This window comes from Mycobacterium asiaticum, from assembly GCF_001673635.1.
Lineage (GTDB): Bacteria > Actinomycetota > Actinomycetes > Mycobacteriales > Mycobacteriaceae > Mycobacterium > Mycobacterium asiaticum_C.
Genome location: NZ_LZMH01000055.1, coordinates 1 through 12526, shown reverse-complemented (window position 1 = coordinate 12526; position 12526 = coordinate 1). Strand labels below are relative to the sequence as shown.

Sequence of the window (12526 nt, the reverse complement as noted above, 5' to 3'; positions counted from 1 at the left end):
ATTCACCGATGGAATCGATTTCGCTGACCGAGCTGGCATCCGAGAAGTTGGCCGAGGCGCGCACGTCCCACAGCGGCCGGGCCGCCCACACCATCCACGGCGGCCATACCCACGAATTGCGTCAGACCGTGCTGGCATTGCTGGCCGACCACGACCTGTCCGAACACGAAAGCCCAGGCGAGGCCACCCTGCAGGTGCTGCAGGGACATGTGCGTCTGACCGCCGGTGACGACGTCTGGGACGGCAAGACCGGCGACTACGCCGCCATCCCGCCGGTGCGCCACGCCCTGCACGCGGTCGAGGACTCGGTGGTGATGCTGACCGTGCTGAAATCTCAGCCCGGCGCTTCGCACTAGCGTGCTGGCCACCCCCTGGTCGCGGGACTTCGGCCTGCGGGTGCCGATCGTCAACGCGCCGATGGGTGGGGTAGCGGGTGGTCGGCTGGCCGCGGCGGTCAGCGCCGCCGGCGGGCTGGGCATGATCGGCATGGGCAGCACCGCCACCCGGGAGTCGCTGGCCGCCGAACTGCAACGGGTGAGCGGCCGATTCGGTATCGGCCTGGTGGACTGGGTGATGCGCAGCCAGGCCGGGCTGCTGGACGACGCGCTGGCCGCGGAGCCGGCGCTGTTGTCGGTCAGCTTCGGCACCGACTGGACCTGGGTACGGCACGCGCACGAGGCCGAAATCACCACCGTCACACAGGTTTACGACGCCGACGGGGCTCGCCGGGCGGCCGATGCCGGCGTCGACATCCTGGTGGCACGCGGCGCCGAAGGAGGCGGCCACGGCGAGGTGCGCCTCGCGACCCTGCCGCTGCTGGACGCGGTGCTGGACGCGGTGTCGGCGCCGGTGCTGGCCGGCGGCGGCATCGCCTCACCCCGGAGCCTGGCCGCGGTGCTGGCCGCCGGCGCCGCCGGCGCCTGGGTCGGCACCCGGCTGGCCGCATGTCCGGAAGCGCTAAGCGGCGACACGAACCGTCGCGCCCTGATCGAGGCCGCCGGCACCGACACCCGGGTGACCCGGGATTTCGATATTGCCGCGGGTCTGCCGTGGCCGCAACGCTTCCCGTCGCGCGTGCTAATCCACGAGGTGGCTGGCGCGCCGGTCGACGCGGGTCAGGGCGTCGGCATGGTCCGCGACGCAGCCACCGTCGGCGAGGTCATCGAGGAGATGTGTTCGGGCGCGCAGAGGTTGCTGGCCCGGTGGGCCCGCACCTGAGCACCACACAGCAGCGCATCGGCCGCGGATCCAGCCGCACGTCCGGCCCGTACGGGCTCAGCGCCTCGGCCACCCCGCTGATCAGCGCGAGATTCATGCCGCACGCCAGCTCCGTCTGCTCCTGGGCCAGCGCATGGAATGGGCAGTTGGCGAGTTCCACCTCGCCGTCGGCTCCCCGGGGTTCGTAGCCGTACTTGCGCAACATGTGCAAGGCCGCTTCGAACGCGTCGGTTGCGGTGGTGGGCTCGTCCGTCGCGGCACCGATGCGGCGACCGCAGGCATGGGCGAGTTCGTTGAGCACTTCGACGACGGGCTCGCCGGACCGGGTCGCGCGGCTGATCGCCGCCGCCATCAGACGACCGGCCAGCTCGTACTCCCGCTGCGGGAGGCTGACTGCGATTTCCCGCTCGGCCCGCCGATACAGCTTGGAGGTGCGCCCGGCGCCCGGGCCCGACCGTCCGCCGGTGCGCGCATACTCGCTGTCCAGCAGGCCCTCGTCGGTGAGGCGGTCGAGGTGGAATTTGGCCTGATGGCGAGCGATGCCGACCGCGTCGGCGGCCTGATCGCGGCTCACCGGCGCCGATTGTGCGCAGACGAACTCATAAAGCTGACGCCGCACCGGGTCCGCGAGGGCTCCGATCCCGGCGGCGTCCCGCTGCAGTCCCATGCCGCCCGATTCTAACGGACAAAGTTGTTGACACTACAAGCGGGCAGCTCTAACGTTAGAAATATTATCCGTTAGAAACAATAGGAGGCGTCTGATGAGCGCTACCCACGACACCCGGCAGGTCTCCGGCCTGTCCACCCGATTGCGCGATCCCGCGTACTCCGCGTTCCTGCTGCTGCGCACGGTGTTCACGGTCGCGCCGATCGTCTTCGGCCTGGACAAGTTCTTCAACGTGCTCACCCATCCGCACCACTGGAACATGTATCTGGCCGGCTGGATCGACGGGCTCATCCCCGGTAACGCGGATCAGGCCATGTATCTGGTCGGGGCGATCGAGATCGTCGCCGGCATTCTGGTCGCGGTCGCGCCGCGCTGGGGCGCCTGGGTTGTTGCCGCCTGGCTGGCGGGGATCATCCTCAACCTGGTCACCGGGCCGGGCTTCTACGATGTCGCGTTGCGGGACTTCGGTCTGCTGGTAGGCGCGCTTGCGCTGGGCAGGCTGGCGCAGGGCGTCCACGCCGGGACCGTCGTCAGTCAGATCCCGCGCAGGTAGCGGCGGGCAATCAGGCGCTGGGCCACCACCACGAACGGGCCGCCGAGTCTGCTCCACCAGGTAGCCGGTCGTGAGAACGATGAGACGTCGGCGTACACCGCATCGGTCGTGGGCTCGTACCGGACGGCGAACCGCTCCTCGCCGGTGGCCGGGTGGCCCGGCAGGGTGCCGTAGGCGAAGCCGCGCGCGTCAGGCTCGTCGACCACGTACACCACCCGGCACGGCGCGCGCAGCAAACCGAGCGTCTTGACGACGACCACCGCAGAAACCGTCACGGTGTCGGAGCTGGCTTGCACGCCCAGGCCGGCTCCGCGCTGCATGCCCCAGTGCATGACGGCGTCGGCGGCCCGTTCGAAGCGATCCCGGCCGGTGCCGATCTGCGCCGACGCAGAGAGGTGGCTGTAGCCCGGTGGCAACTGCGCGGCGGCCGTGGCGCCCACTTCCTGATAGGTCAGCTGCTGGTCGGCGAGCGCATTCAGGTCCACACAGCCAGCTTGCCACGCGTACGGTTTGGGACATGGCAGCGGAAAATTCGGGAACTTTTGCACTGGGCGGTGACCTCTCCATCAACCGGCTCGGTTTCGGCGCGATGCGGCTGACCGGGAAGGGGGTGTGGGGCCCACCGGCCGATCGCGCCGAATGTGTGCGAGTGCTGCGGCGCGCGGTGGAACTCGGGGTGAACTTCATCGACACTGCCGATTCCTACGGCCCCTACATCTCCGAGGAGATCATCCACGAGGCGCTGCACCCCTACACCGGCCTGGTGATCGCCACCAAGGCTGGGCTGTTGCGCACCGGCCCCGACATCTGGATCCCGCTGGGCAATCCGAGCTACCTGCGCCAGGAATGCGAGCTGAGCCTGCGGCGGCTGGGCGTCGAGACCATCGACCTGTTCCAGCTGCACCGCATCGACCGGAACTTCCCGCTGGAGGATCAACTGGGCGAACTGACCGCGTTGCAGGGTGAAGGCAAGATCCGCCACATCGGTCTGTCCGAGATCGACGTCGACCAACTCGAGGCGGCACGCAAGCTCGCCCCGATCGTGTCCGTGCAGAACATGTACAACCTGCAGACCCGCACGGCCGAGGACCTGCTGGAGGCCGCGACCGCTCAGGGCATCGGGTTCATCCCGTGGTTCCCGCTGGCGTCCGGCCCGCTGGCGGCACCGGACGGTCCCCTGAAGGACATCGCCTCGGCACACCACGCGACGCCGTCGCAGCTGGCGCTGGCGTGGTTGCTGAAGCGCTCGCCGGTGGTGCTGCCGATTCCGGGCACGTCCCAGGTGGCCCACTTGGAGGAGAATGTGGCCGCCGCCGACATCGAGCTCACCGACGAGGAATTCGAGGCGCTGTCGGCTGCCGGTGCTGCGCAAAGCGGCTAGCAATACGGTGTTCTGGTGGCAGTCGACCATCAGCAACACCCCGGCGGTGGGTTCAACCCGCCCGAGCCGACCAGTAAGGGCGGGCCGGATTACGGCCGCTTCATCGACGCGGTGCGCAGGCTGCAGGATCACGCGCGGGCGGTCGATGCGCCCGACGCGGTGATCACCGAGGCCGCCGACCGCCTGGAGAAGCTCTCGGCGCTGCTGGCGCCGTTCGACGCCGACGAATGGCACTCGCCGTCGGGCCGCCGGATGGACCTGCCGGTGCGCGGCAACATCCTGAGCGTTCCGATGGACGCCAGGAAGACCGAGGACGGCCGGATCGAGGGCTGGGCGCGGTTCGCGCGTTTCCATCTCGGGCGCAACGGCGCCGTGCATGGCGGCGCGCTCGGCCTGCTCTTCGACTCCGTTCTCGGGTTGACCGCCGCGGTGCTCACTGGCAGCCGCCGTCAGCGCACCGCCTACCTGAAAATCAACTACCGCAACATCGTGCCTGTCGAAAAGGAGTTGCAGTTCTCCTCGGGGATCGACAGCGTGGAGGGACGCAAGATCTTCGTGTCCGGCCGGCTGACCGACGGCGACACCGTGCTGACCGAAGCCGACGCGTTGTTTGTGCGGCTCAAGCCGGGGCAGCCCTGACGCACGACCCCGATAGCATTGTCCACCGATCGGTTTGTATGCCCAGCCACCAAAAAGTATTGGAGACCAACCCGATGAGCGCCCCCGCACAACCCGTTCCGGCCACCCCCATTCGGGTGCCTGCCGGGACTACCGCCGCGGCCGCGGTCGGGGAGGCGGGGTTGCCGAGGCGCGGGTCGCCGGACGCGATCGTGGTGGTCCGCGACGCCGAGGGCAAGCTGCGCGACCTGAGCTGGGTGCCCGACACCGACGTCGAGGTGATTCCCGTGGCCGCCAACACCGACGAAGGCCGCAGCGTCATCCGGCACTCGACCGCGCACGTGCTGGCCCAGGCGGTCCAGGATCTGTTTCCGGAGGCCAAGCTCGGCATCGGGCCGCCCATCACGGACGGCTTCTACTACGACTTCGACGTCACCGAGCCGTTCACGCCCGAGAACCTCGAGGCGCTGGAAAAGCGGATGCGCCAGATCGTCAAAGAAGGGCAGCTGTTCGACCGGCGGGTCTATGAGTCCAAGGACGAAGCGCGCAAAGAACTGGCCGACGAGCCGTTCAAGCTCGAACTCGTCGACGACAAATCGGGGGACCCCGATGTGATGGAGGTCGGCGGGGATGAGCTGACCGCCTACGACAACCTCAACCCCCGCACCCGCGAACGGGTCTGGGGTGATCTGTGCCGGGGGCCGCACATCCCCACCACCAAACACATTCCGGCGTTCAAGCTGACCCGCAGCTCGGCCGCCTACTGGCGGGGCGACCAGAACAACGCCAGCCTGCAACGCATCTACGGCACCGCGTGGGAGTCGCAGGAAGCCCTCGACCGTCACCTCGAGCTGATCGCCGAGGCGCAACGCCGCGACCACCGCAAGCTGGGCGTGGAGCTGGACCTGTTCAGCTTCCCCGACGAGATCGGTTCGGGCTTGGCGGTTTTCCACCCCAAGGGCGGCATTATCCGTCGTGAGCTGGAGGAGTACTCCCGGCGTAAGCACGAGCAGGCCGGATACGAGTTCGTCAACACCCCGCATATCACCAAGGAGCAGCTCTACGTCACTTCGGGGCACCTCGAGTGGTACGCCGACGGCATGTACCCCCCGATGCACCTCGACGCGGAATTCAACGCGGACGGCACGGTGCGCAAGCCGGGGCAGGACTACTACCTCAAGCCGATGAACTGCCCGATGCACCACCTGATCTATCGGGCGCGGGGGCGGTCGTATCGCGAACTGCCGTTGCGGCTCTTCGAATTCGGCAGCGTCTACCGCTACGAGAAGTCCGGCGTGATTCACGGGTTGACCCGGGTGCGGGGCATGACGCAGGACGACGCGCACATCTACTGCACCCGCGAACAGATGCGCGACGAACTCAGCTCGGTGCTGCGCTTCGTTCTCGACCTGCTGGCCGACTACGGGCTTGACGACTACTACCTGGAGCTGTCCACCAAGGACCCGGAGAAATACGTCGGCTCCGACGAGGTGTGGGAAGAGGCCACCGAGATCCTGCGCGAGGTCGGCGAGGCCTCCGGGCTGCAGCTGGTGCCGGACCCGGGCGGTGCGGCGTTCTACGGCCCGAAGATCTCGGTGCAGGTGAAGGACGCGCTGGGTCGCAGCTGGCAGATGTCCACGCTGCAGGTCGACTTCAACATGCCGGAGCGCTTCGAGCTGGAATACACCGCCTCCGATGGGACCCGCCAGCGCCCGGTGCTGATCCACCGCGCGCTGTTCGGCTCGATCGAACGGTTCTTCGGCATCCTCACCGAGCATTACGCGGGGGCGTTCCCGGCGTGGCTGGCGCCGGTGCAGGCGGTCGGCATCCCCGTTGCCGATGACCATATCCCTTACCTGGAAGATGTTGCGGCGCAGTTGAAGTCGCACGGGGTGCGGGTGGAGGTGGACACCAGCGACGACCGGATGGCCAAGAAGATCGTCAACCACACCAATCAGAGGGTGCCGTTCATGCTGCTCGCCGGCGACCGCGACGTGCAGGCCGGCGCAGTCAGCTTCCGGTTCGGCGACCGCTCCCAGATCAACGGTGTGCCGCGCGACGCCGCCGTGGCGGCCATCGTCGACTGGCTTACCAGACGCGAAAATGCCACGCCAACAGCCGAATTGGTGTAGGTACCCGACGGTGAGTGAGCAGGAAGACACCATCCTGGACCGCGGTGTCGGCGAGCGCGACCACCTGCAGCGGCTGTGGACGCCGTACCGGATGAACTATCTGGCCGAGGCGCCGATGAAGCGCAATGACGCCGCCCGCGCCGAACCGTTCACCGACATCCCGCAGATGTCGGACGAGGACGGACTGGTGGTGGCCCGCGGCGAACTCGTCTACGCCGTGCTCAACCTGTACCCGTACAACCCGGGTCACCTGATGGTGGTGCCCTACCGGCGGGTGTCCGAACTCGAGGACCTGACCGAAGCCGAGAGCGCCGAGGTGATGGCCTTCACCCAGAAGGCGATTCGGGTGATCAAGAATGTGTCGCGTCCGCACGGCTTCAACGTCGGCATCAACCTGGGCCATTCCGCGGGCGGGTCGCTGGCCGAGCACTTGCACGTGCACGTCGTGCCCCGATGGGGTGGGGACGCCAACTTCATCACGATCGTCGGCGGCTCCAAGGTGATACCGCAGTTGCTGCGCGAGACCCGCCGTCTGCTTGCGGACGAATGGGCCAGGCAGTCGTGAGCAAGCTGCCGTTCCTGTCGCGGGCGTTCTTCGCCAAGATCACCGACCCGGTCGCCCGGGCGGCCCTGTGGATCGGGTTGACGCCGGATGCCGCAACGCTCATCGGCACCAGCGCGTCGGTGGCCGGCGCATTGCTCCTGTTCCCGATGGGCAAACTGTTCGCCGGCGGATGCGTCGTCTGGTTTTTCACGCTGTTCGACATGCTCGACGGTGCGATGGCCCGGGAACGCGGCGGCGGTACCCGGTTCGGCGCCGTCCTGGACGCGACCTGCGACCGGATCAGCGACGGCGCGGTGTTCTGCGGGCTGCTGTGGTGGATCGCGTTCCACCTGCACGACAGGCTGCTGACCGCGGCCACCTTGATTTGTCTGGTGACCTCGCAGGTCATCTCCTATATCAAGGCCCGGGCCGAAGCCAGTGGGTTGCGCGGTGACGGCGGCTTCATCGAGCGTCCCGAGCGGCTGATCATCGTGCTGGTCGGCGCCGGGGTGTCGGATTTCCCGTTCGTGGCCTGGCCACCGGCACTGCCGATCGCGATGTGGTTGTTGGCCGTACTCAGTGTGATCACCTGCGCGCAACGCCTGTACGCGGTGCGCACCTCACCCGGGGCGGTTGACCGCATCCCGCTGCCACGAAAGGGCGAGTAGTGATACCTCCGTCGGTGGGACTGAAAATGCCCGGACGCCCCCGCGAAATGCTGACCGGCACCGCGACCGGTTGGGCTTATGCGGCGGGCTGGATGGCCGTGCGGGCGCTGCCGGAGTTCGCCGCGCGCAACGCCTTCGAAGCCGGGGCCCGCTACGCCGCGCGGCGCGGCGGGCCGGAGCAACTGCGCAAAAATCTCGCGCGGGTGATCGGGGTGCGGCCCGCGCAGGTGCCGGATTCGCTGATGCGCGCTTCCCTGGCGTCCTACGCCCGCTATTGGCGGGAGGCATTCCGGCTGCCGACCATGGATCTGGCCGAACTGACCCGCCGGTTGGACAGCTGCACCGGGGGACAGGACAACCTGAACGGGGCGCTGGCGGCCGGTCGCGGCGTGGTGCTGGCGCTGCCGCACAGCGGCAACTGGGACATGAACGGGGTCTGGCTCTCGCAGACATACGGCACCTTCGCCACCGTCGCCGAGCGGCTCAAGCCGGAATCGTTGTACCGCCGGTTCATCGAGTATCGCGAGGGCTTGGGTTTCGAGGTGATTCCGCATTCCGGCGGCGAGCGACCCCCATTCGAGGTGCTGTGCGACCGGCTGCGGGCCAACCAGATCGTGGCCCTGATGGCCGAGCGCGACCTCACCCGCACCGGCGTCGAGGTCGAGTTCTTCGGTGAAACCACCCGGATGCCCGCCGGGCCGGCCAAGCTGGCGATCGCCACGGGAGCGCAATTGCTGCCGTCGCATTGCTGGTTCTCGGGCGATGGCTGGGAATGCAACATGCAGGAACCGCTGGACTGCAGCAGTGGCGACGTCCAGGCCGTTACCCAGGCGCTGGCCCGTGAATTCGAGACCAACATCGCCGCCAACCCCGAAGACTGGCACATGATGCAGCCGCAGTGGCTGGCCGACCTCTCGGACGAGCGGCAGGCGTGGTTGAAGGAAGCCTGATGCGGATCGGGATGGTCTGCCCCTACTCGTTCGATGTGCCGGGCGGGGTGCAGTCGCACGTCCTGCAGCTGGCCGAGGTGATGCGGGACCGGGGGCACCACGTCAGCGTGCTGGCGCCCGTCGGGGAGGACACGGAACTGCCCGACTACGTCGTCTCGGCCGGGAAGGCCGTCCCCATTCCCTACAACGGGTCGGTGGCCCGGGTGCGGTTCGGCCCGGCCTCGTACCGTGCGGTCAAGAAATGGCTGGCCGAAGGCGACTTCGATGTGCTGCACGTGCACGAGCCCAGCGCGCCGAGCCTGTCGCTGCTGGCGCTGAACATCGCCGAGGGCCCGATCGTGGCGACATTCCACACCTCGGCCACCAAGTCGGTGGCCCTGTCGGTGCTGGGCGGCATGTTGCGGCCCAGGTTCGAAAAGATCGTCGGACGGATCGCCGTGTCCGACCTGGCCCGCCGCTGGCAGATGGAGTCGCTGGGCTCAGACGCGGTGGAGATCCCCAACGGCGTCGACGTCGACTTCTTCGCGTCGGCCGAACCGATGGACGGATATCCGCGGCCGGGCAAGACGGTGCTGTTCCTGGGGCGCTACGACGAGCCGCGCAAGGGGATGACGACCCTGCTCGAGGCGATGCCCAAGGTGGTCGAGCGGTTCCCCGATGTGCAGCTGCTCATTGTCGGGCGCGGTGATGAGGACGAATTGCGTAGTCAGGCAAGCGGACTCGTCGACAACCTGCGGTTCCTGGGCCAGGTCGACGACGCCGGCAAGGCGGCGGCAATGCGCAGCGCCGACGTCTACTGTGCGCCGAACACCGGGGGTGAGAGTTTCGGCATCGTCCTGGTGGAGGCGATGGCTGCCTGCACCGCGGTGGTGGCCAGCGACCTGGACGCGTTCCGGCGGGTACTGCAGGACGGTGAGGTGGGACGGCTGGTCCCGGTGGAAGACGGTGCCGCGCTGGCCGATGCGTTGATCGAGGTGCTGCAGGACGACGCGCTGCGGCAGCGGTACGTGGCGGCGGGCACCGAAGCGGTGCGCCGCTACGACTGGTCGGTGGTGGCCAGCCAGATCATGCGGGTCTACGAGACGGTCGCCGGATCGGGCGTGAAGGTGCAGGTGGCCAGCTGATGGAGTGGCTGGTTGCCGCAACCATCCTGCTGGTCGTGCTGCTGGTGGTCTTTGGCGCGTGGGGCTATCAGCGGGCCAATCGACTCGACCGGCTCAACGTGCGCTACGACCTGTCCTGGCAGGCGCTGGATGGAGCGCTGGCCCGCCGGGCGGTGGTGGCGCGTGCCGTGGCGATTGATGCCTATGGCGGCTCACCGGAGGGCAAGCGGCTGGCGGCCTTGGCCGCTGCCGCCGAGCGGGCGCCGCGCAACGCTCGCGAGACCGCGGAGAACGAGCTTTCGGCGGCCCTGGCGAGGGTCGACCCGGCGTCGGTGCCCGCGGCTTTGGTGGCGGAGTTGGCCGACGCGGAGGCCCGGGTGCTGCTGGCCCGCCGATTCCACAACGATGCGGTGCGCGACACCCTGGTTTTGGCGGAGCGCCGGATGGTGCGGTTGTTCCGGTTGGGCGGAAGGGCGCCGCTGCCAACGTATTTCGAGATCGCCGAGCGGCCGCACGCCCAGCGCCACACCGACAGCGAGCTCAACCACCGCACGTCGGCGCGGGTGGTGCTGCTCGACGAACACGGCGCGGTGCTGTTGCTGTGCGGTTCGGATCCCGCGATCGCCGATGCGCCTAGGTGGTGGTTCACCGTGGGCGGCGAGGTGCGGCCGGGGGAGCGATTGGCCGAAGCCGCCGCCCGCGAACTTGCCGAGGAGACCGGCCTGCAGGTGGCACCGGCCGAGCTCGTGGGGCCGATCTGGCGGCGCGACGAGGTCTTTGAGTTCAACGGGTCGACGATCGACAGCGAGGAGTTCTACCTGGTGCACCGCACCCGGCGGTTCGAGCCGACGGCGACCGGTCGCACCGAGCTGGAGCACAGCTACATCCACGGGGCCCGCTGGTGCACTCCGGTCGACATCGCCGAGCTGATCGCCGTCGGCGAGCAGGTGTACCCGCGTCAACTCGGCGAGCTGCTGCCCGCGGCTATTGAACTGGCGGAATCGTCTCGCCGCGACGCCGGGGTGCCGCTGTCGATTCGCTGACGCGGCGCGGGAATGACAGCATTTGCTGGTGGATGGGCGGGTTACGGAACGTCGCGGTAAACCGCTGGCCCGGGTGCGCAGCGCGGCGGCCCGGTTCGTCGCAACCTGTGGCGTGCTGGTGTCGCTGGGATTCTTCGGTATTGGCGCCTACGACGTCGGGGCCTACCTGCTCGGCACCCCGACCACGGCGACGGTCCAGGGTTGCGCCACCGAGAAGTACGGTTACACCTGCGTAAGCGCGTGGAGCGTCGGCGGACGCAACTACGTCGGGAAAATCCAGGGAATGGTGCTGCACCGGTATGCCAGTGGGACATCGCTGGAGGTCCGGGTGCTCGCCGACAAGGCCTATACCAAGTTCTCGGGTTTGGTTTTTGCCGGATATGGGCTGGTGTTCGGGTTGATCACCGCGGTCGGGATCCTCAAATTCGCCTCGGCGGAATGGTTCGACCCGTGGCTCAGCCGCCGGCCCAAATGGATGCGACGGATGGTGCTATTCGTGCGCAATTTCCGCGATCCGGACGGTGGGGACTGGTTCTGATCGCGCGTCGTGAACGGTCCTGCGCACCAGGTTTGCGGTGTCTGCACGTGTCCGCGGCGCAGCACGGGCTGCGGTTGGCATCAACCGCGTAACACACCGCAATCGTTCACCGATGTTGTCCTTGACTGTGGGCGACTGGAGGTATGGGTGCGAACGCGGGGTATCGGCGTACGTGAACTTTGGCCATTTGGAGCGACTGCGGAACTCCGTGCGATGTTGTGTCCGGTGGTGCGGTGAGACGAGTTGGGGTAGTTGATGAATAAAGGCTGGCTCGCTCCGGTATTGCTATTTGGTGCGATATGCGTTTTCCCGCCGACGAGGGCTAATGCCGGCTTATGTGATTATCCTGCCGTCCTCACCGGCGGAACCGTCTTCTTCTCCCAGGGCGCGTATTGCGATTGGCCGACCGAAATTAATGGATCCCATATGCACTGCGAGGCGGGGGGCATCGGCGTTGACGCCGGCGCCGCTATCGGCGGCGGTGCCACGCTTGGTCTTGGCGGCGCAGGTGTCGGTGGCGTGAGTTGCACCTGGCGATGCCCCGACAACAGCATGGCGCCGGCACCAAATCCCCCAGGCGCCTGGAAATGGTATATGGTGCCCGTTCCTAATGCGTGCCAGGACCATATGGAACCGGCTGGATTTTCCAGTGCGCCCGTTCTTCCCGGTGAGGGTATGCCCGTTCCGGCACCATCTCCCGCAGCGGTCGGAGGACCGATAGCGCCACCGTTGACGCCGGAAACCGAGCTGCCGTAGTCCTAGGAATCGTGAGCACCTCCCCGGCGCGCATCAACTTAAGGGCGTGCCGGGTGAGTGGCGGCTGTCGGCCGTCTAGAAGGGTGGTGGGTCGTTGTCGGGGTTTGGTGGTGCTTGGCCGTCGGGGTGGTCGTAGCGGGATTGGCGGGTGGTTTGGCGGGTGTGGTGGTTGTGGTTGCGTTCGGTGGCGATGCGGTAGGCGCGGTCTTGGGTGCGGGTGCGGGCGCGTTTGGGCATCATGGCGGTGCGCTGGGCGCAGTAGTCCTGCGGGGGGCGTTGGGAAGTTGTTCGCTTACCGGTTGTCGCGGTGCTCTGATACCGAGGAGTGGTGTGTGGACACCATGGAGGCGGTGGC

14 protein-coding genes and 1 pseudogene are annotated in these 12526 nt (G+C 67.8%); 12 read left to right on the top strand and 3 right to left on the bottom strand.

Going from position 1 to position 12526, the window contains the following annotated elements:
* Window positions 1-8 precede the first annotated feature (8 nt).
* Both A5645_RS15615 and A5645_RS15610 read left to right on the top strand, forming a co-directional pair.
* Complete coding sequence (locus A5645_RS15615) at window positions 9-356, top strand: cupin domain-containing protein (RefSeq protein WP_065130163.1); 348 nt, start codon at window positions 9-11, stop codon at window positions 354-356.
* 1 nt (window position 357) lies between these two features.
* Window positions 358-1218 (top strand): NAD(P)H-dependent flavin oxidoreductase, encoded by an 861-nt coding sequence (locus tag A5645_RS15610; RefSeq protein WP_065130162.1) that lies wholly within the window; start codon window positions 358-360, stop codon window positions 1216-1218.
* Here the strand turns inward: A5645_RS15610 and A5645_RS15605 are convergent.
* Window positions 1160-1885, bottom strand: coding sequence for a helix-turn-helix transcriptional regulator (locus tag A5645_RS15605; RefSeq protein WP_065130161.1), 726 nt, complete (start codon window positions 1883-1885; stop codon window positions 1160-1162). The two genes, A5645_RS15610 and A5645_RS15605, sit on opposite strands and share 59 nt — an antisense overlap.
* Window positions 1886-1979: 94 nt before the next feature.
* Here A5645_RS15605 and A5645_RS15600 point away from each other — a divergent pair, with 94 nt between their 5' ends.
* Window positions 1980-2438: a DoxX family membrane protein gene (locus A5645_RS15600; RefSeq protein WP_065130160.1), complete on the top strand. Its 459-nt coding sequence runs from the start codon at window positions 1980-1982 to the stop codon at window positions 2436-2438.
* Here A5645_RS15600 and A5645_RS15595 read toward each other — a convergent pair.
* Window positions 2420-2923, bottom strand: a complete 504-nt coding sequence (locus tag A5645_RS15595) for a DUF1990 domain-containing protein (protein ID WP_065130159.1) — start codon at window positions 2921-2923, stop codon at window positions 2420-2422. The genes A5645_RS15600 and A5645_RS15595 overlap by 19 nt on opposite strands.
* 32 nt (window positions 2924-2955) lie before the next feature.
* Here A5645_RS15595 and A5645_RS15590 point away from each other — a divergent pair, with 32 nt between their 5' ends.
* The 9 genes from A5645_RS15590 (at window position 2956) to A5645_RS15550 (ending at window position 11415) form a co-directional block, all read left to right on the top strand.
* Complete coding sequence (locus tag A5645_RS15590; protein WP_065038618.1) at window positions 2956-3819, top strand: aldo/keto reductase; 864 nt, start codon at window positions 2956-2958, stop codon at window positions 3817-3819.
* Window positions 3820-3831: 12 nt separating this feature from the next.
* The gene (locus A5645_RS15585) at window positions 3832-4458 is read left to right on the top strand and encodes a PaaI family thioesterase (RefSeq protein WP_065038619.1); all 627 of its coding nucleotides are present in this window, start codon (window positions 3832-3834) and stop codon (window positions 4456-4458) included.
* A gap of 74 nt (window positions 4459-4532) precedes the next feature.
* Window positions 4533-6569, top strand: a complete 2037-nt coding sequence (gene thrS / locus A5645_RS15580; protein WP_065130251.1) for a threonine--tRNA ligase — start codon at window positions 4533-4535, stop codon at window positions 6567-6569.
* A gap of 10 nt (window positions 6570-6579) precedes the next feature.
* Window positions 6580-7134 (top strand): ATP adenylyltransferase, encoded by a 555-nt coding sequence (locus tag A5645_RS15575; protein WP_036355138.1) that lies wholly within the window; start codon window positions 6580-6582, stop codon window positions 7132-7134.
* Window positions 7131-7781 (top strand): phosphatidylinositol phosphate synthase, encoded by a 651-nt coding sequence (gene pgsA, locus A5645_RS15570; protein WP_065130253.1) that lies wholly within the window; start codon window positions 7131-7133, stop codon window positions 7779-7781. Before A5645_RS15575 ends, pgsA begins: the two co-directional genes overlap by 4 nt.
* A gap of 26 nt (window positions 7782-7807) precedes the next feature.
* Window positions 7808-8731, top strand: a complete 924-nt coding sequence (locus tag A5645_RS15565; protein ID WP_065038632.1) for a phosphatidylinositol mannoside acyltransferase — start codon at window positions 7808-7810, stop codon at window positions 8729-8731.
* Window positions 8731-9855 (top strand): glycosyltransferase family 4 protein, encoded by a 1125-nt coding sequence (locus A5645_RS15560; RefSeq protein ID WP_065130157.1) that lies wholly within the window; start codon window positions 8731-8733, stop codon window positions 9853-9855. The genes A5645_RS15565 and A5645_RS15560 overlap by 1 nt, the downstream gene beginning before the upstream one ends.
* Window positions 9855-10877 carry an NUDIX hydrolase gene (locus A5645_RS15555; RefSeq protein WP_065038621.1) on the top strand — a complete coding sequence of 341 codons (1023 nt, stop codon included), beginning with the start codon at window positions 9855-9857 and terminating at the stop codon, window positions 10875-10877. The genes A5645_RS15560 and A5645_RS15555 overlap by 1 nt, the downstream gene beginning before the upstream one ends.
* A 28-nt stretch (window positions 10878-10905) precedes the next feature.
* Window positions 10906-11415 (top strand): hypothetical protein, encoded by a 510-nt coding sequence (locus A5645_RS15550; RefSeq protein ID WP_155768032.1) that lies wholly within the window; start codon window positions 10906-10908, stop codon window positions 11413-11415.
* Window positions 11416-12246: 831 nt separating this feature from the next.
* Here A5645_RS15550 and A5645_RS28375 read toward each other — a convergent pair.
* Window positions 12247-12526 (bottom strand): annotated as a pseudogene (locus A5645_RS28375) (hypothetical protein); the annotation flags it as partial.